Source organism: Antarctobacter heliothermus (assembly GCF_900188425.1).
Taxonomy (GTDB): domain Bacteria; phylum Pseudomonadota; class Alphaproteobacteria; order Rhodobacterales; family Rhodobacteraceae; genus Antarctobacter; species Antarctobacter heliothermus.
In genome coordinates, this window is record NZ_FZON01000002.1 from 1 (window position 1) to 26642 (window position 26642).

The following is a 26642-nucleotide window of genomic DNA, read 5'->3' on the forward strand; positions in this document are numbered from 1 at the left end:
TCAGGCTCGGCGGCCAAGCCGGTGATCTCGACCGGCAGGAAGAGAGTGTCATCCTTGGCACCACTGGACGCTTCGGCTTCGGCCGGCGCGAAACGCGGATCCCGCAGCCAGGTGAAGATCAGGTTCGAGTTCATCGCATACCGGCGCGCAACCTGCGCCACCGACACACCGGGCGCGCATGTTTGCCGGCAGATCGAGCGTTTCTCCTCGTCAGACCAGAACCGCTTCTTCTGTCCCTTCATGCCCGTCATGGAGTGCCTCAAGATGTCCATTATCGATCATGGACATTATCGACAGCAGAGGCTCACCGTCAGAGCGGTCACAACGGACGGATACTCTGAAACGAGGATCAACCCAGATGCAAATTGCATACACGATGGCGCCGGGTCAGGGGGATACGGACCTCCTGCTTTTCCAGATTGCCGAAACGCTTGCGGCACGGGGACATGCGACCTGTGGCACGGTGCAGATCAACACCGAATGCGCAAACGGACCCTGTGACATGGATGTCAGCGTCTTGCCGGACGGTCCGGTCCTGCGCATTTCGCAGGATCTGGGTCAGGCGTCGCGGGGATGCCGGTTGGACCCGACCGTCCTGGAAACAGCCGTTGGTCTGGTCGCATCCCGGCTACAGGCCGGTGTGGATATTCTGATCGTCAACAAATTCGGCAAACACGAGGCCGAAGGGCGCGGATTCAGAACGGTGATCGCAGATGCGATTGACCTTGAGATCCCTGTGCTGGTGGGGGTCAACTCCCTGAACCTTGCGCCGTTTCTTGAATTTGTCGGATCCGATGTGACAGCTCTTGAACCGTCTCAAGACACGATTCTGCAGTGGATCGAGTCAGCTTTGACACAGGCCAAGACCTCCGGCGATTGTCCGAAATCCTCTCGCACGGCTGCCTGAGGCGTAGGGGGTGTCGGACGGCTGGCACTGGCGGTTGCACAATGCGGCAGGACGGGTCAGGCGCGTAGCCACCCGTCCGCGAACGCGATGTCGTCGGTTGCCGCCAGATGTGCGACCCGCTCCAGTTCGGCGCGCACTCCTGCGGTGCGTGCCTTGCCCATGCGGATGCCGGGTTCTGGCCAGAATGCCTGAACCTGCAAGACCTTGCCACGACGTTTGGCGTCTATTCGCCCGATCAGGCGGTCGCCCTGCATCACCGGAAAGACATAGTATCCATAGCGCCGTTTGGGTTCAGGCACGAAGATCTCGATGCGGTAGTGAAACCCGAACAGCCGTTCGGCCCGTGCACGATCCCGTAGCGCCGGATCAAAGGGTGACAGCAGACGGATACGCGATGACGGGTCCGGCAGGGACGCGATCTGGTCAAGAGTGGCCTCGGTGGTAAAGCCGTCCCGACGCGTCCCGTCGCACAGTTCGATGTCCACCGCGATGATGTGACCAGAGGCAAGTGCCTGCGCGCACCATTTTCTGGCTTCGTCACGGGTCACGATGTCGAAGAAGGCTGCTAGCTCTCCGCTTGTGCCAAAGCCCAGCCGGGTCAGCGCCTCGGACATCGCCCAATCCACGGTTTCGGCCGTAGTGGGACGGGCGTTCAAACGCTCGGCGGGGATCACCCGTTCGCTAAGATCGTAGAATTTCCGAAACCCTGTGCGGTAACAGATCGCCAGCCGACCGGACCGCCACAGAAATTCCAGCGCCGTCTTGGACGGGTGCCAGTCCCACCACCCGGTTGACCCCTTTTTCTCGTGGGTGCCAACATCCTGCGAGCAGGTCGGACCGTTGTCCGACACATGGCGCAGGACCGTGTCAATCTCGGCCATCCAACCATCGCGCCGGCCTTGTGGCCAGCGCGCCTGCATACGCGCCTCGTCGCGCGCAAACTTCAGCCGCCACATCGGATAACTGGGCATCGGGATGATCGCGGCGTCGTGGGTCCAATGTTCGAACGCCGTGCGGTGCCGCGCGACAAGATGCTCCAACGCCTTTGGCCGGTACTGTCCGCGCCGGGACCACAGGATCAGGTCATGCGCGCGGGCCAGCGTGTTGACGCTGTCGACCTGAACAAACCCAAGATCATGCAACACCTGATCAAGATCGCCGCCTTTGCCGGGTCCAGAGCCGGGTCGCAACAACAGGTGCCGGTCCAGAAACAGGCGACGGGCGGTCTGGTTGTCCAAAAAGGGGTGAGTCATCGGGTCACCGTACCGCGAAAGCGCGCCGCGCACAGGGAAATCTCGGCGGTTTGTGACGGTGAGGAAAGGCCGCAGGCGTGGCGGTCAACCGCTGCTCTTAGAGGCGCGGGCCTGCACGCTTGCCAGCAGAAATTTCAGTGTTGCCCGCCCCTTGAGTTCGTCTTCCCCCGCTTCGGCGGCCAGCGCCTCAAGGTCCAGAATCCCGATCAGATCGGGCTTTCGCAGGGTGATACACCCCGTATCGGCAAGCGCATGAAACGCACGGCTGATCGACTCCGGGCGGGTGCCCAGCAGATGCGCCAGATCCGTCCGGTTGATCGGAACCACGACGTCCAGTGCCGTGCCGCGTGCCCTCAGCAGGTTGTCCGTGGTGGCAAACCGGGTGCAGAGCACCAACAGAAACCCGGCCAACCGTTCCCTGATCCGGGGCGTGCCAAGAATGATCATCCAGTCGCGCGCACGGTCCAGTTCAGTGAGAACGCTCACCAGAACCAACCGGTCCAGTTCCGGCGACTGCGCCAACAGCGTCTCAAAGGGGGCACGGCGAAAGGCGCAGACTTCGGCATCGGTGGCAGCCTCTATGGCAACGTCCAGAGTCCCCCCCAGCACCCGTCCGAACATGTCGCCCTCAACCAGCAGCCCCACGATGTGCTGTCGTCCGTCCTGCAGTGTCTTCTGCATTCGCAGAACACCGTGCTGAACGCAGCCGACAAATCCGGGTTCTTCCCCTGCTTCGGCGATTGCCTGCCCGGCGGTGTATCGGCGCAGCGTGCAGATGCTGCGCAAGGCTTCGACCGTGTCTTGTGGCAGCGCGGTTCCATGTGTGAGCCTGTCGAGACTACAGACCGCGTTTTGACTCGCATTCGATTGGTTTGGCGAAACAAGTTCTCCACTTGTTATCGGGAGGTGTGAAACACCACCCGACCTGAAAAAGATCAACAGCCCCCTAGGTTCAGCAATCAATCCGTCCCGTCAACCCCTGGCAAGGAGCGATTTTTTGGGGGTGAGAAACAAGTGCGGTCGTTTGCATGTGTTTCTCTTTCCCGATCAGTGGTATCACACGGTCCTCTGCCGATCTTGCCCCGGCATTCGGCGGCGGACACATGGCAATCTTTCACCCTTCGTTTCGGGGCCTCATGGCGGGAACTGGTTTGAAAACGGATACAGACAAGATGCCTGTCGGCCCGGGTTGCACGGACTGCAACCTGACCGACAAGGCGTTTTGCGGGACTGGGTCGTCTGACGGTCTTGCCTTGACCAACGGTCAGGCGAGTCTGCGCCGGTTCAAGCCGGGCGAAACCGTTCTGGCCGAGGGGCGTGCGCCAGCATTTGCCGGCAGTCTGTGCAGTGGTTTCCTGCGGCGGGTCCGTGTGAACAGGGACGGACGGCGCAATCTGATAGAGGTCATGCGTCCGGGTGATCTGTTGGGCGTTGTGGAAAGCGGGCCGCTCGATTTTGCGGTCGAGGCCGTGACTGAAGTAGACATCTGCGTGTTCGATGTGGCTGATCTGCATCGACGTATGCATGGTAACCGGACCCTGCGGCAGCACATTCTGGCCCATCTCCAGGTCCGCCAGGAACGTCAGTTGCAAGCGATCTGGCTGCGGGGCGCCCTGACCAGCCGTGAACGGATTCTGGCATTTCTGCTGCATGCCACCGAATTCATGCCGGTCGAGCCGCAACCGGATGGCGGTGTCATTGTCACCATGGTGCTCACGCGCCGTGACTGGGCCGATCTGGCAAGCACCACCCAGGAAACGATCTGCCGTCTGCTGGGTGAGCTGTCGCAAGACGGTCTGGTGATGCCGGATGGACCACACCGCTACCGGATCGCCGATATCGCCGCACTTGCGAAACTGGCCGGACTGGACAGCAACACCCTGGGTCCGTGGACAGACCACGCCTCACGGTTTGCCGCCGAGTGAGTACCCGCCATTGCCGCCGGTCAGCGGGGCAGGGGGCTCCGACATCATAGTCGGCAAACCGATCCTGTCCGGCTTGGCATGGCTGTCAGTCCCGGGCGCGCTGAAGCATCCCGAACAGGTCACGCGGATCGTCGGGATCGGCGATCATGTCCAGATCGGTGAAGAACGCAGTGCCTTCGATCGCGGCCAGCACATAAGACAGGGCGCTGAAATCCTCGATGGCAAAGCCGACGCTGTCGAACAGGGTGATTTGACGCGCCGCCGTGCGACCCGGAACCTGACCGGCGATGACCTGCCACAGTTCTGTCACCGCATGGTCGGGGTCAAGCTGCTGGATCTCGCCCTCCACCCGCGTCTGCGGCGGGTACTCCACAAAGATCTCAGACCGCAGCAGGATGTCGCGGTGCAGTTCCGTCTTGCCGGGACAGTCACCGCCGATGGCGTTGATGTGGACGCCGCTGCCGACCATGTTGTCGGTCAGAATGGTGGCGTACTGCTTGTCGGCGGTGCAGGTGGTGATGATCTGTGCCCCTTCCAGCGCCTCTTCAGCGCTGCGGCAGGTCACAACCGTCAGACCGCGCTGGGCAAGGTTTGCCGCGCAACGATCCGTCGCCGCCGGATCGACGTCATACAGGCGCACCGTGTCGATGCCGCAGATCGCCTTGAAGGCGATGCACTGGAATTCGGACTGGGCACCATTGCCGATCATCGCCATGGTCGTTGCCCCCTGCGGGGCCAGATGTTTCGCCGCCATGGCCGAGGTCGCCGCCGTGCGCAGCGCCGTCAGCAGCGTCATCTCGCTCAGCAGTTTCGGATAGCCGGTGTCCACATCCGCCAGGAGGCCAAAGGCGGTCACGGTCTGCAACCCGGCCTTCATGTTCTTTGGGTGGCCGTTGACGTATTTGAACCCGTACATCTCACCGTCCGATGTCGGCATCAGTTCGATCACGCCGACATCGGAATGCGAGGCGACGCGCGGCGTCTTGTCGAACAGCTCCCATCGGCGAAAATCATCCTCGATCCGGGCGGCGAGGTCGGTCAGGACCGTTTCGATCCCAAGGTGATGCACGAGGCGCATCATGTTCTCGACAGAGACAAACGGCACATAGGCCAGTTCAGAGGGCAGGGGGGACATGGTATGTCTTTCAATAGCTACGGGTGGGGCGGTCCAGCACCTGCCGACCGAACAGGCTGGCGGTGAGGTCCAGCATCAGGCGGGCGGTGAGGCCGCGAATATCCAGAAAGGGGTTCAGTTCCACGAGGTCGAGTGACGTGACGAGCCCGCAGTCGTGCAGGATCTCCATCGCCAGATGCGCCTCACGAAAGGTGGCTCCGCCGGGAACGGTGGTGCCGACGGCGGGGGCGATCTCGGGGTCGATGAAATCCACGTCAAGGCTGACATGCAGCAATCCGTTGGCGGCGGCGACGCGGTCCAGGAACTCTTTCAGCAGTGCCGCGATGCCGTGTTCGTCGATGGCGCGCATGTCATGGGCGGTGACGTCGGACGCCCGCAACAGATCCCGTTCGACCCCGTCGACAGAGCGCAGGCCGATGATGCAGACGTTGTGCGGATCGATGCTGGCCGGCAGCGGCCCGCCCAGCACAGTGTCGAACCCGTCCAGACCGCAGGCAAAGGCCAGTGGTGTGCCGTGCAGGTTGCCGCTGGGCGAGGATTCCAGCGTGTTGAAATCCGCATGGGCATCCAGCCAGAGCACGAATTGCGGGCGGCCCAGATCCGCTGCGGCAGCGGCGTGGCCCGTCACCGTCCCCATGGACAGGGCGTGGTCACCGCCCATGTAGATTGGCAAGGCGGGTCCGCGCGCCAGCTCATGCGCGTGGCGGTGCAGGCTGCGGGTCCATCCGGCCACTTCTGGCAGAGCCTTGAGATGGGAAAAGGGGGCGTCGATCGGCCCGGTGTCATCCGGCACTGCATCGCCCAGATCGGTCACGGTGTGACCAAGGGCGCGCAGATCCTCCGCCAGTCCGGCGGTACGATAGGCCGCCGGTCCCATGGCACAGCCACGGCGTCCGGCCCCGGCCTCGATGGGGGCGCCCAGAAGGACAATCTCGGTCATTGGTTTGCTCCTGTCGGGATTTCTGTTCTGGTGGGGCGGGGGCTCAGGTGCAGACCCGCGATCATGCAGCGCACCGATCCGCCCGCCATTTCAATGGTGGGAATGTCCAGCGGCAAGAAGGTGACATGGCGTTCCAGCCGCGCTCGTTGGTCCGCATTCAAGGCCCCAAGCGCGCGGGACGACAACGCGAGAACCGGGCCATTGTGTCCATGCAATTCAATCGCGTTCCCGGCAAAGGCGGCGATCTGGTCATACGTCAGGTCGATCACGTCGCGTTCTCCCCGGCGCAGGCGCTCCGCCACGTCGCGGCGACGGGCCGCATCGGGGATCGTCTCCAGCCCGATCAGGGCGAAATCCGTGCCGATGCACATCAATACGTTGGTGTGATAGATCGGCTGCCCGCCCGCGTCGACGGCGTCAAAGACGATGGGTTCATAGTTGAAATGGGTGCAGAACCGTTCCAGCAGGATCTCACTGGTGCGGCGCGACCGGGCGGCATAGGCCACGCGTTCCAGATGGTCGATCACCATGGCCCCGGTGCCTTCGAGGAACAGACAGTCCTGTTCCAAGCCGGAATAATCAATGATGTCCTGAACACGGTAGTGCTGTTTCAGCAGGTCCAGCACGTCCTGACGGCGCTCTGCACGGCGGTTGGGTGAATACATCGGATAAACGGCCACATGCCCGCCCGCGTGGGTCGAAAACCAGTTGTTGGGAAAGACAGAGTCCGGTGTCGCGGTGCCGGTATCCTCAAACAGATGGACATTGACCCCGACCGCACGCAAGGCCTCGGCGGCATGGGTCACTTCGTCATGGGCCGTCTGCGCGATGCGGTTCCCGGACGTGTCCGCCGGCCGCGACTGAAAATGGTTGTCGCGCACGGTTTCCGCGTTGGGCGTAAAGTGATGGGGTCTGATCATGACGACAGACGCGGGCGCCTGAAGCGAGGTTTTCGGCATGGTGGAACTGTCCGTTTGTGCAGGCAAAGGCGGGGATGCAGCCCTCTCAGGCTAGAGCGTGCGCTTGCCGATTTGCATTGCCTTCTTGATGTTTTTGCGTCCTATGATTGTGCAAATTGCAAACTCTGACAGCGCAAAGTGATATGCAACTCTTCGATGACCTCGACAAACGGCTGATTGCCATCCTGCGTGAGGACGGGCGCGCGCCGGTGTCCAAACTTGCCAATGTGCTGGGCGTCACGCGGGCGACCGTGCAAAACCGGCTGGACCGGCTGATCGACAGTGGCGCGGTGCTGGGCTTTACCATTCGCGCGAGGGAAGAGTACGGACCGGACGTGGTGCGCGCCATCATGATGATCGAGGTGTCAGGTCAGTCCACCACGCGCGTGATCCGCAGCCTGCGGGGCATCGCCGCCCTTCGACAGTTGCATTCGACCAATGGCAAATGGGATCTGGTGGCGGAACTCAGCGCCGAAAGCCTGGCGGATTTCGACCGGGTGCTGCGGGACGTGCGCGGCATTCCCGGCATCACCAACAGCGAAACCTCTATCCTGCTCAGCACGGTTTGAGACGAAGCGACAAGATCTGGCAGGGGCGTCTGGCTGCGCCGAACCTGCCATGGCAAGATCAGAACATCCCATTTTCGTTTGCGCTGGATCGGGGCAGTTCCTGCAAGACGTCCCAGTGTTCAACAATCTTGCCCGCCGCATCGAGGCGGAAGATGTCGATGCCTGCGTATTCCAGCCCGCCGGGCCAAATCTGGTGGCAATGCAATATGACGTGGTCGCCTTCGGCAAAGGCGCGTTTCACCTTGACCTGTTTGCCCGGATATTTGGCTGCCATACGTTCGAAATAGTCGATGAACCCCTGCTTGCCGCTGACGACATGTGGATTGTGCTGGATGTAGTCGTCGCCTGCAAAGCGTTCGATCGCCATGGCGGGTTGGCAGGCGTTGAACATCATCTCGTAAAACGCAATCACGTCGCGTTTTCTGGTTCCAAGATCAGGCATTGTGAAGCTCCCGGGATACACGGTGATCCGTCCTGCGATTTGGTCTACGACGGCGACTGTGTAGAGATCCCCGCGCGCCTCCCGCACGCGTATCTCTACAAAGGTCGGTTCTGGTCAATCTTGAGAAAGTCACGTCGACGTATACCCCTACGACACCGGAAAGCGCGACGAAACCAGACAGCAGCGCCGATCTTCAGAAAGTTCAGGGACGGATCAGGTGGTCACTACGCGGAACGTGGCGATCGGCTCGTCGGTCACGCGGGCAAGGGATTAAAGTTTTATCCCAAGGCATTTGAGTTCCTCAAAATGACAAAGCAGGGCTTGTGGCGCGGCATCAAGCGCCCCTAGACTCGGACGATAATTATAGGGAGTCCCGAGGAGCAGGATGGCGCAGACAGAACCGAAGGAATGGCGGGTCGGCGTACTGTTTTCGCGGAGTGGAACGACGTCCGTGACCGAATCCGAGCACTTGCGCGGGACCGAGCTGGCTATCGAGGAGATCAACGCAGCCGGGGGGATTCTTGGACGAAAAATCGCGCCAATCTTGTACGACCCTGGTGCGCAGAACGACTCCTATCTCGCATTGGCTCGCCGGATGCTTGCGCAGGACGAAATCGAAGTGATCTTCGGCTGCTCCATGTCGGCCAGCCGAAAAACGGTGCTGCCCATCGTCGAGCGCTACAATGGCCTGCTTTTCTACCCTTCGATGTATGAGGGCTTCGAGTATTGCGAGAACCTGATTTATACAGGCGCAACTGTCAATCAAACCTGCCTGCCACTGGCCGAGTACCTCGTCAACACCTACGGTGGCCGGGTGTTTTTCGTGGGGTCTGACTACATATTCCCACGGGAATCCAACCGGATCATGAGGGACCTGATCGAAGCGCGGGGCGGAGAGATCGTCGGCGAGTCCTATGTGCCGCTCGGCGCTGGGGCAGAGGCCGTCGAGACCCTCGTACGCGACATCCGCAATGCCCAGCCGGACGTGGTTTTTTCCACGATGGTCGGCACCTCAGCACAGGCGCTCTACCGTCTCTATGACGAGGCGGGCTTTGACCGATCTGTCCATCCTATCGCCAGCCTGACAATGGCAGAAACGGAAATCGCAACGATCGGGCCTGAACGCTGCACTGGCCACGTTTTGGCATCCACCTATTTTCAAACGCTGGACACGGATGTGAACCGGCACTTCGTCGCGGCGTACAAGGCGCGGTTCGGGCTAGAGGCGACCACATCTATCTGGTCTGAATCCGCCTATCTTCAGGTTCATCTCTTTGCCCGCGCGGTCTCGCGGCTCGCTTCGGCTGACCCTCGGCGGCTGGCACTGGATCCCTTGGGCGACGAGTTCGAGGCACCTGAAGGGGTCGTTCGCGTCGATCCCGAGACAAGACATATGTGGCTGACGCCCAGAATAGGCGTTGCCCGACCCGACGGGCTTTTCGACGTCGTATGGGAGGGCAAGGAACCGGTCAGGCCCGACCCCTACCTTGCAGCGACCTGGATCGAGGAATCCGCGCTCGAGGCCTGGGCATGAAAGGCGCGCGGCGGATACTCGACGAATTACGCCGGGCGCGCGTCCTGGTCATCCACCCCGGTGACGAGGATTGCGACCTGTTGCGGGGACACCTGAAGCGGCTTGGCTGCCAGGTGCAGACCGTCTGGCCGCCGCCGGCCGCTCTGCCCGAGACGGTCGACACGGTGTTCCTGAGCGTGGACGACGCACATGAGGCGGACATGATCCAGATGCTCGAAGGCGCGGACGTCGCGGTAATCGCGGTCGTGACCTACGAAAGTCCGACGACGCTACAATCGATATTTGACCTGAACGCGCACGGCGTCATGTCCAAACCGCTGCGCCCCTTGGGAATCCTCACGCAGTTCACCCTTGCCCGCTATCGCCATCAGTTCGAGGGCCGGTTGAACGCCAAGATCCGCAAGCTGGAAGAAACTCTGAAAGGCCGTCGCGTGGTCGACAAGGCGATCCGGCTTCTAATAGATGAACAGGGCATGAAAGAAGAGAACGCCTACCGCCTGCTTCGCGACCAGGCGACCTCGGAAAGAGTCCCGCTCAGTTCAATCGCCGAAGAGATCGTCGCTGCCCACGAAACCATGGCACGGCTGGGTCTGAAACCGGGTCGCGATTCGAAAGCGCCGAAAAATTAATCACTCTTTGGCGGAGCATGCCCGAAACTTCCGCTTGAACGGTATCAAAGGCCGTGTCAGCCTTGTCAACGTGAGCCAAGATGGCTCGACGGCAAGGTTGCCGTTTCAAATTTCGGCTATGTAGCCCCTGATCTGCGGTTGAGTCCGCGGCAGGGGTTTTTTGCGTTTTGGAGACAAAGATGACCCCTGGCACCTCGTCCCGCACGTTCAAGATCGCAGTAATCCAGTACCAGCCCGAGATCGGCGCACTGACCCGCAACCTCGCGGCCATGGAAGACCGGATTCGCAAGGCGCACGCGGCGGGCGCGGCGCTGATCGTGCTGCCAGAGCTTGCCGACAGCGGTTATGTCTTTGAAACCGAAGACGAGGTTGCCGCCTTAAGCGGCCCGATCCCTGACGGACGCAGCGCCACGATGCTGTGCGACCTCGCCGTGGAACTGGGCGTCTATATCGCCTCCGGACTCGCAGAGGCAGCAGACGGCACCTTCTACAATTCGGCGATACTTTGCGGGCCCGAGGGTTACCTCGGCACCTATCGCAAGCTGCACCTTTGGAACCGCGAGAAACTGTTCTTTGCGCCCGGCAACCTGGGTCTGCCGGTCTTCGACACCTCGCTCGGTCGCATCGGCCTGGCGGTCTGCTATGACGGCTGGTTCCCCGAGACTTTCCGAACGTTGGCCGACAATGGTGCCGAAATCGTCTGCGTACCGACGAACTGGGTCCCGATGCCGGACCAGGAGCCGGAAGCCGAAGCCATGGCCAACACCTTGCACAAGGCGGCGGCACATTCCAACGGGCTGTACATCGCCTGCGCGGATCGGGTCGGGACCGAGCGCGGCCAGCCCTTCATCGGTCAGAGCCTTATCGTGGGTCCCAACGGCTTCGCCCTGGCCGGGCCGGCGGATCGGGTCGATGAGGCGATACTGATCGCCGAAGTCGATCCCGGCCGCCTTTCGAAGGTTTGGCAAGTCAACGAGTTCAACAACAAACATTCGGACAGGCGCAGAGACGTCTACTCCTGATCGCCCGCACTAGGCAGAGCCTATCGGGCATCCTTTCCACCAAGACCTCAAACCAAGCAACAGGGATACGGATACAATGAAGATACCCAAGATAATCAGTCTGGTCACCGGCGTCATGCTCGCGGGAACCGCGATGGCCCAGGACGGCGAACCGATCAAGATCGGCGTGCCCGTGGGCCTGTCCGGCGCCAACAGCGTTGTCGCGCCGTCGGTCGTCCAAGCCGCCGAACTGGCCGTGGACGAGATCAATGCCGCGGGCGGCGTGCTGGGTCGGCCCCTTGAACTGGTCATTGCCGATGACGGGTCGGGCGCGGTCGGGGCGCAGAAGGCCTTTGACAGCCTGGTCTACCGCGACGAGGTGGATGTTCTGATCTCGATGGAAACCAGCGCCGCGCGCAACGCGGGCATGCCCATCGTGACGCGGGGCCAAGTGCCCTATATCTACACCTCGTTCTACGAGGGCAAAGCCTGTAGCCCCTATCTGTTCGTCAATGCCTGGGTGCCCGAACAGCAGGTCCCGCCAGTGGTCGACTACCTGATGAGCGAAGAGTCGAAGACGTATTTCCTCGTCGGTAGCGACTATGCATTCGGGCGCGGCATGCTGGAGTTCGCACGCAACTACATCGAAGCGACCGGTGGTGAGGTCGTGGGTGAAGAATATCTGCCCATGGACGGCACGGACTGGACCTCCATCATCTCGCAGCTGAAGTCGTCGGGCGCCGATGCGCTGATTACCTCGACCGCAGGCGGAGCGCCCAACGTGACGCTTACCAAGCAGCTGCGCGGCGCAGGTGTCGACCTGCCCTATGCCAACCTTGCGGTCGACGAAGGCACGGCCAAGAACATGGGCGCCGATGCGAAGGACATCCTTATCTCTGCCTCCTACATCACCGGAATCGACAGCGAGGAGAACAGGGCGTTCCTCGCCGCGATGGCGGAGAAGTTCGGCGACGAGTTGCGCACTCCGAACGACCTGTCGGTGCCGCAATACGAAGCGGTCTACCTTTACAAGGCCGCCGTCGAGAAGGCCGGGACCACTGACACCCGTGCGGTTCTGGACGCGCTCAAGGACGTTTCCTTTGCCGGTCCGCGTGGCGTGATCTCGATGTCGAAGCAACACCACGCTCCGCTGACGATGTATCTTGGCAAGGTTATGGCCGACGGATCGGTTGAAGTGGTTGATGCTTTCGAAGCCGTCGATCCCGGCAACCAGTGCCCGAACCTCTGATCTGAACCTCCGGTGGGGCATCCTGCCCCGCCGGGCCTTTCCCGCATGAGGTGCTAGCCATGACCCTGATCCTCGACATGCTGACGTCTGCAGCAATCCTGTTCATTGTCGCGACCGGGTTGCTGACAATCTTCGGCGTTCTCAAGATCATCAACTTCGCGCACGGGGCCTGGCTGACCGTGGGTGCCTATTGCGCGGTGGCGACGGCGCACATGGGCTTGAATCCCTGGCTGGCGCTGCCCCTCGCCTTTGCTGCGGGCGCCGTCCTGGGCTTGCTGACCGAGCGCTTCATCGTTCGTCCACTCTATTCCCGCCCGCTCGACGCGATCCTGGCGACTTGGGGTCTCGGGATCGTCATCGGTCAACTGATCACTCTGTGGTTCGGCCGCGACGTGCAGTTCACCGCGAACCTGATCCCCGGAACGGTCGATCTGCTAGGTACAACCTATTCTGCCTACCGCCTGTTTGCGCTGGTGGCTGCAATCGCACTGGGCCTTGGCTTCTCCTACCTGATGGAGGGCACCCGGCTTGGCCTGTCGGCCCGCGCCGTCATCATGAACGAGACATTGGCCCGTGCTCTGGGGCTCGACACTGCGAAGATCCGCACCGTGACCTTCATGATCGGCACGGGGCTGGCGGGACTCGCCGGCGTTCTCCTCACCCCACTCACCAGTACCGACCCGACGATGGGCGTGGCCTGGTTGGTGGGGTCCTTCATGCTCGTCATGGTCGCTGGTCAGTCCTTTGGCGCGCTGGCCCTGGCCTGTCTCTTGTTGGGAGGCGCCCAGGTGATCGTCTCGACCTACGTCAGCCCGATCCTGGGCGGCATCACCGTGGCCGTACTCGCCGCCATCATCCTCCGCATCTCGCCGAAAGGGTTCTCCCGTGCCTGACCTCACCCTGACAAACACGGTGCCGCAATCCCGCCGTGTGAAGTTGCTGGCAATTCTAGCCGTTGCCGCTGTGGCGCTTGTGATCGTCGGCCCGCTGTTCCTGGACCGCTTTGCGCTGAACGTTCTGACCCGGTCGATGATCTTTGCGATCCTTGCCATAACTGTGGATTTGCTGTGGGGCTACACTGGTATCCTGACCTTTGGGCAGGCCGCCTTTTTTGGCGCAGGCGCTTATGTCACGGCGATGCTGCTGACGCATGTGGGGTCCAATCCGGCGCTATTGGCGCTGGGACTGGTATTGTCCATCGTCGTACCCATGCTCATCGGCGGCGCGGTGGGCTGGCTCACCTTCTATCCCGGCTCATCCGACTTCTACGCCACGATCATTTCGCTGGTTGTGCCCATCGTCATCACGCAGCTGATCTATTCCGGCGGCACCTGGACCGGCTCCAGCTCGGGCCTCGTGGGCTACTGGGGGATCAACCTTGGCCTCGACGGCTATTTCCGTCTGGCCGGGCTTTCCCTCGTCGCCATTGCCGTCGCGGCGTTGGTCTTTGTGCGCTCCGACGCTGGCCGGATTCTGACCGCGATCCGCAACAACGAGATGCGCTGCGCCTACCTTGGCATCAACACCAACCGCATCAAGATCCTGCTGACCGCGATCCTGGGTGGAGTGGCCGGCTTTGCGGGCTATCTCTACGCCAACGCTTCGGGTGTTGTTGCGCCGGAAAACGCGGGCTTCATCTTTGGCACCGAACTGGTTGTCTGGACCGCGCTCGGCGGGCGCGGCACCATCGTCGGCCCGGTCGTCGGCGCCATCGGCATCGGCTATCTCAGTGCGCAGCTTTCCGGCGACCTGCCGTTTCTGTGGCAGCTTCTGATCGGCACGCTCTTCGTGGTGATGATCATCTTCCTGCCGAACGGACTTGCCGCCTTGGCCACGGGCTTCCGAGAGCGCGCGCGCGCCGGGACAGCGCCACGTCTCGTCGCCGAGGCACCCGCGCGGCCTCACCGGGAAAGCGACGCCCCGTTGCTCGACATCCGGAACTTGGAAAAGTCCTACGGCAGTCAAAAGGTTCTCGAAGACATCACTCTCTCGGTCCAGCCCGGCGAACTGGTCAGCCTCGTCGGCCCGAATGGCGCCGGCAAAACCACGCTGATGCGCTGCATGACGGACGGCGCCGCAGCATCGGGCGGAATCGTGCGGATAAACGGCGAGAGTATCGCCGGCATGGTCCCCAACCAGATCGTCGCGCGCGGCATCGGGCGCAAGTTTCAGGTTGCCAGCGTGTTCGAAAGCCTGACGGTCGCGGAATGCCTGCGCATGGCACGGACCACGCTGGACGCGCCGAGCATCGTGAAGACCTCCGACGTGTTGGGCCTGCCGCAGACGGCGATTGACATCCTGCGCCTCTCAGGCCTCGATCAGATGCTCGGCACCTCCGTATCGCTGCTGTCGCACGGCCAGAAGCAGAGCCTCGAGCTGGTGATGGTGGTGTCGCTGGAGCCTGAACTGATCCTGCTGGACGAACCCACGGCCGGACTGACCAAGACCGAGCGGACGACCATCGGCGAGGTGCTGAAGACCCTCACGGCGGAGTGCGGCATCGCTGCGATCCTGGTGGAACATGACCTGGATTTCGTGCGCGACATCTCTAGCCGCATCGTCGTCCTGCACCAAGGGCGCCTTGTTCTGGACGGCACGGTCGAGGACGTGGTGAACGACGACATCGTCAAGAAGATCTATTCCGGAGGCGGACATGAATGACATGAGCGACGTGAAGACTGCCAAACTGGCGCTGGACAACGTCACCAGCGGATATGGCCATGTCGACGTCATCAAATCCCTTTCGCTCGACATCCGTCGTGGCGAGATCTTTGCCCTGATGGGCAAGAACGGGATGGGCAAGACGACGCTCCTGAAGACCATCCTTGGCCTCTTGCCTCTCAAGAAGGGCCGGATCCTGCTGGACGGCAAGCCCACGGACAACCTGGGCCCCAAGGGTTTGGTGGACGCGCATGTCGCCTATGCCCCGCAGGACCAACCGCTTTTCCAGGATCTTACGATCCGCGACAACCTGCGCATCGCGCTACGCAGCGACAGGGACCTCAACGCGGGGTTCGACAGGGTCCAGGGACACTTCCCCTTCCTGACCGACCGGCTGGGGCAGAAGGCCGGAACGCTCTCAGGTGGCGAGCAGAAGATGCTGATCATCGCCCGCTCGCTGATGATGCAGCCGGACCTACTGCTGATCGACGAGATTTCCGAGGGCCTTCAGCCCACTGTCATCGCGCGGATCGCCGACGCGCTCAAGACCGAGTGTGAGGCCAATGGAACAACGATCCTCATCGTCGAGCAGCACCTGTCCTTCGTGCTGGGCATCGCGGATCGCTGGGCAGTTCTGAAACTCGGGGTCATCGACGATTCCGGCGACATTGCCGGAGATACGCAGGATCGCATCCTCGAGCATCTTCGGATCTGAACCCAAGGGCGCAAGTGGCGTCGCCTTGGCCTTCGAGCCTGGATGAGGCAGGCCCAGCTATTGGCTGGAAAGCACCGATCCGGTTGAACCGACTGTGCGAACAGCGTCGTTGATCGTTCAAAAATGGACCGTGATAAGCTGACAAGACAACTCGATCCGACACGGTAAAACGTAACCCCTGCTTTGCAACGCCGTTTGTGGCAGCGAAAGGGGAAAACCCCTAGGCAGGCAAGAGGTTACCTATTGTTCAAAGGGATAGAGTGGTGGGTGATGAGAGGCTCGAACTCCCGACATCTTCGGTGTAAACGAAGCGCTCTACCAACTGAGCTAATCACCCGGACGACGCGGGATTTACACAAAGCTCCGGTGGGGTGCAAGCCTCTTCGTGGCATTGAAGGCCAGCGCGCATGCCAAGTGTTGTGCATACGACAAGGCGACGTCCTTGAGGCCACGATCGGGCAAATGCGCGGCCTTGCCGACACACCGCCGGACAGCATGGACAAGGTGGTTCCGGGTCAACTGGCGCAACAGGTCTCTGGTTCGCCGAGGACAAGCCTGGGATCGTGAACACCTCGGGCGCCAAGACCCTTCAAGAGATCGCGGCCGCGTTTATTGCCTCGTCCGAATTTCAGAGCACCTACAGCGACACGACGGACACGCAGTTTGTCACTCCGATGTACCGCAACACGCTTGAACGCGGCTCCGATCCCAATGGGCTGTCCAGCTGGGTCGATGCACTGGACAACGGCATGCCACGGTGACGGTTGCCGACGTCGAGATCCGGGATGATCATTGTCGGGTAGATCCGCTCTGCGCGCCCGCCGGAACAAAGGTCCGGGCGGACGGACCGTGGGATCGGGATCAATGCGGGGCGGGGCCATTTCCCTTAGCGGTCTGTCGCTGCCGATACTGTCGGCTCTGTGCTGTCCCCGTCAAACCGTGCAATCCATTTCCGCACGCTGACCACGTCGAAATAGATCGACAGGACCGACGGGAACACCAGCACAACCAGCACCATGGACGCGACAAGGCCAAAGGCCACGGACACCACCAGCGGCACCAGAGTCTGCACCTGCGGGCTGGAGTCCAGGATGATCGGGATCAGCCCCATGAAGGTTGTCGAGGTCGACAGCAGGATGGGCCGGAACCGATCCCTGACCGCGTTCAGCGAGGCGGCGACATAGTCGTCGTCCTGTAGATGGGTCTGGAAAAAGGTCAGGAAAAGGATCGCGTTGTTGACCACAATTCCCGCCAGTGAGGCAAAGCCGATCATGCTGGGCATCGACATGTCCATTCCCAACCCCCAATGCCCCAGAATGGTGCCGATCAGCGCAAAGGGGATCGACAGCATGACCACCACCGGCAGGCTGTAGGACCGGAACTGAAAGACCAGCACCATATAGACCCCGACCAGCCCCAGCAACAGCGCCGACATCATCGAGGATTGCGATTGCTGCTGCTCTTCGGTCGCGCCGCCGATCTTGATCTGGACGCCGGGGAACGCACCGGCCAGTTGTGGCGCAAGCTCTTGCAGCACGACGTTGGAAATGGCGGTCGAGGTGGTGACGTTGCGGTCGATCTTGCCCTGAATGCGGGCCACGGCCATGCCGTTTTTGCGTGTCACGGTGGGATAGCCCGCGGAATGGGTCAGATCCGCAACCGTTGTCAGATTGGTCAGCGCGCCCCCCGGCAGAACGATGGGAAACCGCTCCAGTTCGGTCTGGCTGGCGACGGAATCGGCCAGTTGCACCCGCACGGTGCGGTCACTGGCCCCAAGGCGAAAGCTGTCGGTCTCGGACCCCTCGAACGCGTCGCGCAGTTGTGCCGACAGCGACTGCGGCGTCAGCCCGATGGAATAGCCGTAGTTGTTCAGCCGGATCTGCACCTCGTCCCGACCGCCGTAGAGATCCTGAAACGCCTCTGTCACGTCATCGCGGGCCAACAGTCTGGTCAGCAGGAGGCCAGAGGCCTCTTCCAGATCATCCAGATCGCGGCCCAGCAATTCGACATCCAGATCCAGCCCGCCGGGGCCGGTTTCGGCCTGGGAAAAGCTGATCTGGACAATGTCGGGCAGGGGGCCTGCGGCCACACGCCATGCCTCCAGCACATCGTCGGCCAGCACGTTGCGCAATGAGCTTTCCAGCAAGTCGACGGTGATCGTCGCGGTGTTCGATCCATTGTCCGACACATCTGCGTTGACCGCGTATTGTACCAGAACCCGCTGGACCAGCGGTGCGCCGCCTTCGGTGGCGGGCGTCAGGTCCGCATTCACCTGATCCAGACCGCGCACCAATTGGTCCACTGTCGCCACGGTGCGTTCCCGTGCGATGCCTGACGTCAGCGAAATCCGCGTAATAAGGGTGTCACTTTCGGTCGCCGGAAAGCCGATCACCTTGATCTGGCCAGAGGCGATCAGCCCGATCGACAGGATCAGTGCCGCGATCACGGAGCCAAAGGTTAGGTAGCGCAGCCGCACGAGGGCCGACGCCAGGGGCATGACCAGCCGTTCCTTGACCCATTCCAACGCACGCGCGGCGGGGCGGATTTCATGCGAATCGGGGTCCAACTGACCCACATGGCTGAGGTGGTTGGGCAGCAGCAGGAACCCCTCGATCAGCGACAGCGACAGGGTGATCAGCAGCACCATCGGAATGAATTTCAGGATCTGCCCCATCTCGCCGGACAGGAACATCAGCGGGCCAAAGACGCAGGCGGTCGTCAGAAAAGACGACAGCACGCCCGGCATAACCTCCATCGTGCCACGCGCGGCGGCCTCCAGCGGGGGGACGCGGCGGCGCCATTTGTCGATGTTCTCGGCGATCACGATGCTGTCGTCCATGATCAGGCCGACGGCCATCAGCAGGGCGATCAGCGTGATCATGTTGATGGTGATGCCGAGCACGCTCATGACAAAGAGCCCGCCAAGGAACGACACCGGCAGGGCGGCGGAAATCCACAGCGCCTCGCGCAGCGAAAAGAACAGCCACATGGTCACAAAGACCAGCACCAGACCCATGCCGATGTTTTGCAGGATCAGCGTCAGCCGTTCCTCGATCAGCTCTGTCATGTTGTTGATCACGGTGATTTCAAACGGATCGGGCCATGTGGCGCGCTCTGCCTGCAGAACCTCTTCGACGCGGTCATAGACGCGGATGCTGTCCTCATCAGAGGATTTTGAGATCGATATGATCGCCGTTTGCGCGCCGTTGATATAGCTTTGCCGGTTCTCGTCGCTGTCGACCAGCTGGACAGTTGCCAGATCGGACAGGCGCACCAGCCCGCCATCGGCGTTTTCGATCACGATCAGGTCTTCGAGATCGGATACCGTGCGGCTAGCCCCGACATAGCGCAGGATCAGACTGGACTCGCGCAGATCGGCGCTGCCCAGCGGTTGGCGCAGGCTGCGCGCCTCGATCGCGGTGACCAGATCCCGGCTGGACAGGCCAAAGCGGCGCAGCGCCTGTTGGTCGAATGTCACCTGCAATTCGCGCCCGGTGATGCCGGACACGGTGGCATCGGCCACCCCTTGCAAGGCCAGCAGGGTGTCGGCCAGCTCATCGGCATAGGCTATCAGCCCCTCTTTGCCGGTGATGCCGGAAATGGCGATCATCGCCACCAGATCACTGCGAGAGGCGATCTCGACCGCCGGGGTATTGGCGTCGTCGGGAAAGTCGCCGATGCCCGAGACGGCGGAAAACACGTCGTTGAAGAACTGGATGATGTCGCCGCCTTCTTCCAGTTCGGCGGTGGCGGCGGCGCGTCCATCAACGGACAGGCACTGGAAATCCGCAAGGCCGGTCAGGCCGGTCAATGCGTCCTCCAATGGGCCGCAGACCTCTTCGTCCACGTCCAGCGCAGAGGCGCCGGGATAGGTGACAGAGACAGAGACGCTGTCGGCGGTAAATTCGGGAAATGTCTCGCGTTCGAGATTGCTGATGACGGAAATGCCCAGAATGCAGATCAGCGCCATCAGCAGATTGGCCGCTACCGGGTGGCGCACGAAATAAGAGATCATTCGGTGTCTCCGTCCACGTCGACCGGGCTGAGCGCCATGCCCACGATGGGCGGGCGCGGCGCCGAAAGGATCAGCCGATCTCCAGAGACCAGCCCATCACGGACAAGCACGCGTGCGTCTGCCACGGGGCCAAGCACAACCGGCGCTACGGCCAGCCGATCCTCGGCGTCAGCGACATAGACAAAGGGGGTGCCGTCGTCGCCCTGATGGACCGCCGTGCGCGGAATGGCGATGGCGGTTTCGGGCGATGTTGTCTCCAGCACCACCGATACAAACCCGCCGACGTTCAGCGGTGGCCGCCGTCCCGGTCCGCCCGCTAGAAACGGGTCGTCCACGCGGACCGCAACGCCGATGGTGCCGGTTTCGCTGTCGATGGTGCCGCGAAAGCGGATGATTTCCGCCGGATAGCGGGCGTCGCTTCCGGCCAGATCCAGCCGGACACTGGCGGTGACGCCCGATTGCCGGAGCAGTCCCACAACCCGTGTCGAATCGATCTGGGTGGTTTCGGCCATGGTTTGTCCCAGCGCCGTCTGAACGACAGAGGCCAGAACCTGCGGCTGGAACGCGGCCACGACCTCGACCGCGTCGATGGCGTCCAATGTCAGCAACTGCTCTCCGGTGCGCACGAACTGACCGATCTCGACGTTTGCCTCGGCCACACGCCCGCGAAAGGGGGCCGACAGGGTGGTGTTGTCCAGCGCGCGCTCGGCCTCTGCCAGTTCGGCCCGGCGCACCGCAAGCGTCGCCTCCGCCGAGGCGCGCCGCGCCGGGTACAGGTCCAGCGTGTTGGTCAGTTTCGTGACCGCGTTTTCCTGCGCCAGCAACGCCTTGCGCACGGTGTCCAGTGCGGCTGCGGTGCTGGTGCCGCGATCGACAAGGTCGCGGACGCGGTCAAATTCGGCCTGCGCCACGACGCGGATGCTTTCCTCCAGCGCCAGCAGGCGGCGCGAGTTTACTTCCTCGCGCTCCAGTTCGGTCAGTGCGGCCTCGGCGGCGGCGATATTGGCGCGCGATTTCTGGATCGCCAATTCAAAGTCCGTCTTGTCGATCTGTACCAGCAGTGTGTCTTCATCGACCAGCGTGCCCTCGGCCAGATCGCCGACCAGATCCAGAATGCGCCCGTCCACCTGCGTCACGGCCGTCCAGCTGTGCATGGCCGCGACCCTGCCATAGCCGGTGGCGGACAGGGGCAGGGCGCCGGCCTCGACCGTCATCACCCGCACGGCCTGCCGCGCCTCTGCGCGGGGGGGCTGGGGCGTGTCCTTACCGCTGGTCATCCACATGAAACCGGCAACACCAAGCGCGATGGGCGGCAGCAACAGCAGGGGTTTCAAATTCATCGGTCTTGGCTCCAGTCTGGCCCGGGCAGGCCCCGGCGACGCATGACCGGGGTTGAACGCACCGGGTGGCAATTCCCGTCCTACAAGCCATGCACATCCTGCACGCAAAGCGCAAAAGGTCGAATTGCCGCCGCCAGCGAAGGTGTTCCGCACCGACGAACCGGGCGCAAGCAATTTGGTGAGGCGCGTGATCTGACGGACGCGGCCGGGTCCGCGCCAAGGGTCTGGTGGGCCCAATGCGATCCGTCCGGTGACACAACTCGGACCGGGTGTGGAGCTTGGCAGTCGGCAAGGATCTTGACTCGAAACGGATATTTTGTCTACTTGGAAACAATAGCGATGCCGCAAACAGTAAAATTGGGGGGGGTGGATGCGCAGAGCCGGATGTCATGTCATGGGCACGACCCGTTGCAACGGATCGTCCGCCGGCCCCAAAAATCGCGCCAATCTGAAAGGCGACTGTCATGGGCAATGCGCCTGACCCGGTCAATGATGGGGCCGTGCGTTATGGTGGCCTGTCAGATTCGCTGGGCTTTTTGCTGCGACTGGCCCAGTTGCAGAGTTTTGCCGATTTCTTTCGGACATTCGAAGGCGAAGAGGTCCGCCCGGGCGAGATTTCCGTGCTGATGGTGCTGTATGAGAACCCCGGAATCCGGCAAGGCCTGCTGGCCCGTGCGCTCAGCATCAAGCGGGCGCATATGACCAAGATGGTCCGCCAGATGGAGGCGGACGGGCTGATCACCCGCCGTGTGCCCGAGGACGACAAGCGCGCCATGGAACTGCGCTTGACCGCTTTGGGACAGGCGCGGGTCAAGGCGCTGATGCCGATCTTTGCGGACCACGAGTCGCGGGATTCCCGGTGCCTTGACCGCGCTGAGGCCGCCGAACTGAAACGGCTCTTGCGCAAGTTGCTGGATCTGCCGCTGGAGGACGGCAACGGCGCGCCGGACAAGTGACCGGCGATGACGCGTAGGGGCGATTGTGCGCGGTCAGATCACCGCCGTCTCCACCGCGCGCCGTGCGTTCAGGATGCGGTCGAACCGCATCGGCGTCAGGTCAAGGCTGCGGAACCCGCCATAGGTGATCAGCTCGGCGATGGCCCGTCCCATTGCCGGGGCCTGTTGCAACCCGTGACCGGAAAAACCGTTCTGGAACAGCAGGTTTTCCACCTCCGGGTGCGGCCCGACAATGGCGTTCTGATCCAACGTGTTATAGGCATAGTGCCCCACCCATTCGGTCACCACGCGGATCGACTCGAACTGCGGGATGCGGTTGGCGATGATCGGCCAGACGTGATCCTGCCAGCGGTCGTGATCCATGCGAAAATCATCCGGCTCCACCGCCAGATCCTCGGCCGGGGCGGCGCCCGCCATATAGGTTGCCGGGCCGTCCTGCCGGGTGTGGACACCAGACGGGTCGATGGTCAGCGGCAGGGCGCGATCCAGCGGTTTCTCCGCCGTATAGACCCAGTTAAAGCGGCGGCGCGGCTCTACCGGCAGCTTGATCCCCGCCATTGCCGCGGTGCGCGCGGCGCGCGGGCCAGAGGCGTTGACCAAATGGCCGCAGGCAATCTGCTGTCCATCGGCCAGCGTGACCGCCTGCACGCGGTCGCCCTTGCGGGTCATGGCCACCACCTCATTGCCGATATATTCCACCCCACGGCTGCGCGCCGACCGACGCAGCCAATCGAACAGGGTGCCGCCGTCCCAGTAGCCTTCGTCGCGGGTGTTGATCGACCCCAGCAGGATATCGTCCAGCTGGTAAAACGGATAGCGCGCCGCGATCTCATCGCGGGTCAACAGCTCTGTCCCGGCTCCGGTGGCGCGCTGCATCTGCGCGTTGACCCGCAGTTGATCGGCAAAACCCGCGTTGTCCGCAAGATAGAGATAGCCAAAGTTCTGCACCGACAGGCGTGGCGCGCGGGCATCGCCGATCCGGTCCGGCAAGTCCTTGATGAAATCGGCGGTGAACTGCGAAATGCGCACATTCAGCGGGTCGGAAAACTGTTGCCGGATGCAGGAATAGGTATGCGCGGTCGAGCACATGGCATAGCTGGGGTCGCGTTCCACCACCAGCACGCTGCCGTCGAAATCCGGGTTTTCGGTCAGGAACCAGGCGGTTGCCGATCCCATGATCGCGCCGCCGATGATGATGACATCGTAGGCGCTACGGGCGGGTGTAGAGGGAAACCCTGATATGGCCATGAGGCGTTCTCCGCATGAGGTGCCGCCCTTGATCAGGCGCGCAGCGTGACGGTTGACCGGCCCACGCAAGGGACGGGACGACACCTTCCTTACCCGGCGATGTGACCCTTGACCATATCGGTGCTGCGCGGTCTTGACGGGTCCGGGCGGCTACGCCACTCTGGCCGCGATGGTGACCGCGTCCTGTGCGGTCGAATAGGGAATACGGTGCGGGGCAGGCCCCCAATTCCGTGACTGCCCCCGCAACTGTAAGCGGCGAGCCATCCCGTAAACACCACTGGACCGTCGGTCCGGGAAGGTTCGGGATTGTGCCTTGACCCGCGAGTCAGGAGACCTGCCATCGCCGGGCCCCTGTGGGTCCGTTTTTCACTCAACCCGGGCGGGGTGCTCCGGAGATGCGAGGCCCCATGGCGCTTGATCGCCCGCTGACATCGCTGATCCGATCCGCTTCCCGCCCTTGGCGCGGAGGGCGCGATGTCGATCGAACTGGTCCTGACACAATTGCAATGCCGGGCAGACACGCCGGAACGGGCGCATGAACTGGCCTGCATGGGGTATCTGCAATGGCTGGGCGGCCTGCCCGGTTGCGCCAGCTACGAGGCAGAGGCGGTGCGCGCCTGGCTGCGGGCGCAACCCTTTGCCCGGACCGATCCGGCGGTGGCGGTCTTTTGCGCGCTGCTGGACGCATCGCTGCGGCATCCGGGCCGTGCGCTGGACCTGACGTTGCCGCGCCCGCAACGTCGGGGCGGGGCACGCCAGCGGCGTCTGCTGCTTTGAGACATGGGCCAGGGCGGAACAGCCTCCGGCGGTGCGCGGGTCAGGCGGGGACGTCCTCCTGCCCCGTCGCGGGCGGGGCCGCCGCCAGATGCACCGTCCGCGTCGGAAAGGCAAAGCTGACATGCATCTCCTTGGCCAGCGACAGGATGTCGAGGATCAGCGCCTGTTGTGCGGCGACCTGTGCCTCATAGGTGACAACCTTGAAGTGGCCCCACAGTTCGATGTCGACGCTTTGCGGGCCCAACGACACGACCCCGATGGTGACATCCTCGGTGTCGGCGTCGGGCTGGTGGCAATACACCTCCATCAGCCGCGCGACAAAGCGTTCCAGCCGGTCGCGCGGGGTGTCAAAGGTCAGCCCGATCAGCATTTGAACCTTGCGCCTCTGTCGGTTGTCCCAGTTGGTGATCACCTGATCGGACAACTGCGCGTTGGGCATGATCATCAGCGTGTTGTCCATCGTCCGCAACCGGGTCGAGCGCAGGCCGACGGTTTCGATGACCGCCAGTGTTCCAGCCGCCTCGATCATGTCGCCCTTGCGAAAGGGGCGGTCCGACAACAGGATGGCCCCGCCGATGATGTTGGCCACCGTCTCGCGCGCGGCAAAGGCCACCGCGACCCCGCCGATGCCGAGCCCGGTCAGCACACCCTCGTACGGCAGGCCCGCCACGTCCGCACAGGCAATCACGGCCCCGATGACCACAAGCAATTTCAGCAATCCCTGCGCCAGCGACAAGACGATCTCGTCTGTATAGGCGCTGGTCTGCACCGCGCGCACCATCAGTGCGCCGTGGACAAGCGACACCGCACGATAGGCCAAGGCCGCCACGGCAAAGATCAACAGGATCGCCGACAGCGCCGAAACGGGTCCGAAGGCGCGCAACGTCAGGCCCAGTCGCTCGCTGGCATCCAGAAAGAGCAGCGCCGCCATCAACAGTCCTGCCGGCGCGCCCATCTGCGCAAGATGCGCCGCCATCGGACCTCTGCCGGACCCCAACGCCCGCGCCGCGCGCCGGGCCAGCGCCAGGACGCCCGACATCGCCAGCAGGTAGGCGGCCAAACCGATCCACTGCCAGAGTTCCAGCCCCAAGACGCGGCGCTGCAACCCGTCGGCCCGCGCAAGAACCGCCCGCCGCGTGGCGAAATACTGCGACAAGGGAGGGGGTGCCGTCAGCCCCGGAGCAATGGGCATACGCTCCAGCGCCTCGTAGAGCGCGGGCAGTGCCTCCATCGTGTCGCGCGAAAACCGCCAGAGCCGCTCGACCAGACGGCCATCCTCATCCTTGATGTCGGTCGGCGCGATGATGATCTTGCCCAGCGGGTGCCGATAAAACGTATAGGGCAGCGGGCGCGCAGGATCGTCCGGGATTTCTTGCCAGTAGACATAGCCGATCCTGTCGATGGTGCGCTTGAGGTAGTCGGCCATCAGCGCGCCCTCGGCCCGGCGCAACTGGCGCGGTACATGGTCAAGGTCCAGTGCGCGCAAGGCCCGTGCACCGCCTGCGCCGTCCCAATCTGCTGTACCCAGTATGAAATCCATCATCACCATGCGCGGCGACCCGGCGCGGGCTTTTTCCAGTTCGTCCAAGGTCTTGTATCCGCGAGCGGCGATCAAACGGGCAAGATCCGCTTGCAGGTTCGGACCGGGCGGCAAGACAAGCTGCCAAAGGTTCGTGTCGTCTAGCCGGAACACCAGCTGATACGTCGCCCCTGCGCCTGCCGGTCCGATGTCATAGGTCAGTTCGGTGCCCGGCTCTGCCTCTGGCGGAGGCACTGGCGCGTCCCAAAGTCGAAAGGTGGATATGTCGAGGATGTGCCAGAGCGTGCGCCGCCGCCGGTCGCGATCCGAAGAATCGCCTTCGGGACCGTCATAGGACAGCAGCGGTTCGATCCAGCGCACCTGACCTTCGCGGCCATGATACTGGGCATCGTTGCCAGCGGCGAGGATGCTGCGCAATTTGGCCTGCGGCGTTGCACCGCTCCACCAGTCCGGACGTTGTTGTTGGGCGATCCCGGCGCGGTGGCCGTTCCACCAGTCGCCAGAGCCAAAACGCCCGGCAAAGCTTTGCCCGTCCTGCGCCAGCACAAAGATGAAGCTTCCGCTTTCGTCTGCCTCTTGCCAGGTGCCGCGCAGGACGCCGTCTTGCGTGATGCCCGTCACCCGCCCGTCGCCAGGCTGATAAGTGCCGTAAACGGTCTCTCCGCGCTGTTCCAGAAGGACAAAAGCCTCTCCAACAGACCAGTAAGTCTGCCAGTCGCCGGGCCATCCGTCCTGCGCCACGCCACTGCGGGGCAGGGCCACGATCAGGCCCAGAATCAGCAAGAACAGCGGGATCGGGCGCAGGGGCGGTGACATTGACAGATCCAGAATAAGGGCGCGGCCCAGC

At 62.7% G+C, this 26642-nt stretch carries 24 protein-coding genes, 1 tRNA gene and 1 riboswitch; of the genes, 13 read left to right on the forward strand and 12 right to left on the reverse strand.

Annotated features, from left to right (window positions below):
• A partial coding sequence (locus CHB90_RS01175; RefSeq protein WP_141135780.1) for a transposase occupies window positions 1–251 on the reverse strand: 251 nt, incomplete at its 3' end.
• A 107-nt stretch (window positions 252–358) separates the two neighbouring features.
• Between CHB90_RS01175 and CHB90_RS01180 the strand changes: the two genes are divergently transcribed.
• Window positions 359–907, forward strand: coding sequence for a DUF2478 domain-containing protein (locus tag CHB90_RS01180; RefSeq protein ID WP_089276023.1), 549 nt, complete (start codon window positions 359–361; stop codon window positions 905–907).
• Window positions 908–963: 56 nt separating this feature from the next.
• Here CHB90_RS01180 and CHB90_RS01185 read toward each other — a convergent pair whose 3' ends face one another.
• Window positions 964–2160 carry a winged helix-turn-helix domain-containing protein gene (locus CHB90_RS01185; RefSeq protein ID WP_089276172.1) on the reverse strand — a complete coding sequence of 399 codons (1197 nt, stop codon included), beginning with the start codon at window positions 2158–2160 and terminating at the stop codon, window positions 964–966.
• Between the two features lie 84 nt (window positions 2161–2244).
• Complete coding sequence (locus CHB90_RS01190) at window positions 2245–3123, reverse strand: Crp/Fnr family transcriptional regulator (protein ID WP_342744933.1); 879 nt, start codon at window positions 3121–3123, stop codon at window positions 2245–2247.
• Window positions 3124–3332: 209 nt separating this feature from the next.
• Here CHB90_RS01190 and CHB90_RS01195 point away from each other — a divergent pair, with 209 nt between their 5' ends.
• Window positions 3333–4085, forward strand: a complete 753-nt coding sequence (locus CHB90_RS01195) for a Crp/Fnr family transcriptional regulator (protein WP_170940957.1) — start codon at window positions 3333–3335, stop codon at window positions 4083–4085.
• A gap of 85 nt (window positions 4086–4170) precedes the next feature.
• On the opposite strand, the gene CHB90_RS01200 is transcribed toward CHB90_RS01195, so the two are convergent.
• The 3 genes from CHB90_RS01200 to ctlX are packed head-to-tail and all read right to left on the reverse strand — an operon-like array spanning window position 4171 to window position 7080.
• Complete coding sequence (locus CHB90_RS01200; protein ID WP_089276027.1) at window positions 4171–5220, reverse strand: ornithine cyclodeaminase; 1050 nt, start codon at window positions 5218–5220, stop codon at window positions 4171–4173.
• A gap of 10 nt (window positions 5221–5230) precedes the next feature.
• Window positions 5231–6160: an arginase gene (gene rocF / locus CHB90_RS01205; RefSeq protein WP_089276029.1), complete on the reverse strand. Its 930-nt coding sequence runs from the start codon at window positions 6158–6160 to the stop codon at window positions 5231–5233.
• Window positions 6157–7080, reverse strand: coding sequence for a citrulline utilization hydrolase CtlX (gene ctlX, locus CHB90_RS01210; protein ID WP_245823111.1), 924 nt, complete (start codon window positions 7078–7080; stop codon window positions 6157–6159). The genes rocF and ctlX overlap by 4 nt, the downstream gene beginning before the upstream one ends.
• A gap of 182 nt (window positions 7081–7262) precedes the next feature.
• Here ctlX and CHB90_RS01215 point away from each other — a divergent pair, with 182 nt between their 5' ends.
• Complete coding sequence (locus CHB90_RS01215; RefSeq protein ID WP_089276033.1) at window positions 7263–7688, forward strand: Lrp/AsnC family transcriptional regulator; 426 nt, start codon at window positions 7263–7265, stop codon at window positions 7686–7688.
• A 58-nt stretch (window positions 7689–7746) separates the two neighbouring features.
• Here CHB90_RS01215 and CHB90_RS01220 read toward each other — a convergent pair whose 3' ends face one another.
• Entirely contained in the window at window positions 7747–8130 is a 384-nt protein-coding gene (locus CHB90_RS01220) for a nuclear transport factor 2 family protein (protein ID WP_089276035.1), read from the reverse strand.
• A 385-nt stretch (window positions 8131–8515) separates the two neighbouring features.
• Between CHB90_RS01220 and CHB90_RS01225 the strand changes: the two genes are divergently transcribed.
• The 7 genes from CHB90_RS01225 (at window position 8516) to CHB90_RS01255 (ending at window position 15919) form a co-directional block, all read left to right on the forward strand.
• On the forward strand, window positions 8516–9664 hold the full coding sequence (locus CHB90_RS01225) for a transporter substrate-binding domain-containing protein (RefSeq protein WP_089276037.1): 1149 nt from the start codon (window positions 8516–8518) through the stop codon (window positions 9662–9664).
• The gene (locus tag CHB90_RS01230; protein WP_089276039.1) at window positions 9661–10293 is read left to right on the forward strand and encodes an ANTAR domain-containing response regulator; all 633 of its coding nucleotides are present in this window, start codon (window positions 9661–9663) and stop codon (window positions 10291–10293) included. Before CHB90_RS01225 ends, CHB90_RS01230 begins: the two co-directional genes overlap by 4 nt.
• A 179-nt stretch (window positions 10294–10472) precedes the next feature.
• Complete coding sequence (locus CHB90_RS01235) at window positions 10473–11315, forward strand: nitrilase family protein (protein ID WP_089276174.1); 843 nt, start codon at window positions 10473–10475, stop codon at window positions 11313–11315.
• A 76-nt stretch (window positions 11316–11391) separates the two neighbouring features.
• The gene (locus CHB90_RS01240) at window positions 11392–12543 is read left to right on the forward strand and encodes a substrate-binding protein (protein ID WP_089276040.1); all 1152 of its coding nucleotides are present in this window, start codon (window positions 11392–11394) and stop codon (window positions 12541–12543) included.
• 59 nt (window positions 12544–12602) lie between these two features.
• Window positions 12603–13436, forward strand: coding sequence for a branched-chain amino acid ABC transporter permease (locus CHB90_RS01245; protein WP_089276041.1), 834 nt, complete (start codon window positions 12603–12605; stop codon window positions 13434–13436).
• Complete coding sequence (locus tag CHB90_RS01250; protein WP_245823112.1) at window positions 13429–15204, forward strand: branched-chain amino acid ABC transporter ATP-binding protein/permease; 1776 nt, start codon at window positions 13429–13431, stop codon at window positions 15202–15204. The genes CHB90_RS01245 and CHB90_RS01250 overlap by 8 nt, the downstream gene beginning before the upstream one ends.
• A gap of 1 nt (window position 15205) precedes the next feature.
• Window positions 15206–15919, forward strand: a complete 714-nt coding sequence (locus tag CHB90_RS01255; RefSeq protein WP_089276042.1) for an ABC transporter ATP-binding protein — start codon at window positions 15206–15208, stop codon at window positions 15917–15919.
• A 261-nt stretch (window positions 15920–16180) separates the two neighbouring features.
• Here the strand turns inward: CHB90_RS01255 and CHB90_RS01260 are convergent.
• Window positions 16181–16256 (reverse strand) — tRNA-Val (locus CHB90_RS01260).
• A 226-nt stretch (window positions 16257–16482) separates the two neighbouring features.
• Here CHB90_RS01260 and CHB90_RS01265 point away from each other — a divergent pair.
• Entirely contained in the window at window positions 16483–16680 is a 198-nt protein-coding gene (locus CHB90_RS01265; RefSeq protein WP_170940958.1) for a DUF4214 domain-containing protein, read from the forward strand.
• A gap of 125 nt (window positions 16681–16805) precedes the next feature.
• On the opposite strand, the gene CHB90_RS01270 is transcribed toward CHB90_RS01265, so the two are convergent.
• Both CHB90_RS01270 and CHB90_RS01275 read right to left on the reverse strand, forming a co-directional pair.
• The gene (locus tag CHB90_RS01270; RefSeq protein WP_089276044.1) at window positions 16806–19934 is read right to left on the reverse strand and encodes an efflux RND transporter permease subunit; all 3129 of its coding nucleotides are present in this window, start codon (window positions 19932–19934) and stop codon (window positions 16806–16808) included.
• The gene (locus CHB90_RS01275; protein WP_089276045.1) at window positions 19931–21274 is read right to left on the reverse strand and encodes an efflux RND transporter periplasmic adaptor subunit; all 1344 of its coding nucleotides are present in this window, start codon (window positions 21272–21274) and stop codon (window positions 19931–19933) included. Before CHB90_RS01275 ends, CHB90_RS01270 begins: the two co-directional genes overlap by 4 nt.
• A 464-nt stretch (window positions 21275–21738) precedes the next feature.
• Between CHB90_RS01275 and CHB90_RS01280 the strand changes: the two genes are divergently transcribed.
• The gene (locus CHB90_RS01280; protein WP_089276046.1) at window positions 21739–22230 is read left to right on the forward strand and encodes a MarR family winged helix-turn-helix transcriptional regulator; all 492 of its coding nucleotides are present in this window, start codon (window positions 21739–21741) and stop codon (window positions 22228–22230) included.
• A 33-nt stretch (window positions 22231–22263) separates the two neighbouring features.
• On the opposite strand, the gene CHB90_RS01285 is transcribed toward CHB90_RS01280, so the two are convergent.
• Window positions 22264–23478 carry an NAD(P)/FAD-dependent oxidoreductase gene (locus CHB90_RS01285; RefSeq protein WP_089276176.1) on the reverse strand — a complete coding sequence of 405 codons (1215 nt, stop codon included), beginning with the start codon at window positions 23476–23478 and terminating at the stop codon, window positions 22264–22266.
• Between the two features lie 153 nt (window positions 23479–23631).
• Window positions 23632–23834: riboswitch (cobalamin riboswitch) on the forward strand.
• A 118-nt stretch (window positions 23835–23952) separates the two neighbouring features.
• On the opposite strand from CHB90_RS01285, the gene CHB90_RS01290 reads away from it, so the two are divergent.
• Window positions 23953–24255, forward strand: a complete 303-nt coding sequence (locus CHB90_RS01290) for a hypothetical protein (protein ID WP_089276047.1) — start codon at window positions 23953–23955, stop codon at window positions 24253–24255.
• A gap of 40 nt (window positions 24256–24295) precedes the next feature.
• On the opposite strand, the gene CHB90_RS01295 is transcribed toward CHB90_RS01290, so the two are convergent.
• A complete protein-coding gene (locus tag CHB90_RS01295; RefSeq protein WP_170940959.1) occupies window positions 24296–26611 on the reverse strand; it encodes a mechanosensitive ion channel family protein in 2316 nt (771 codons plus the stop codon).
• Between the last annotated feature and the right edge of the window lie 31 nt (window positions 26612–26642).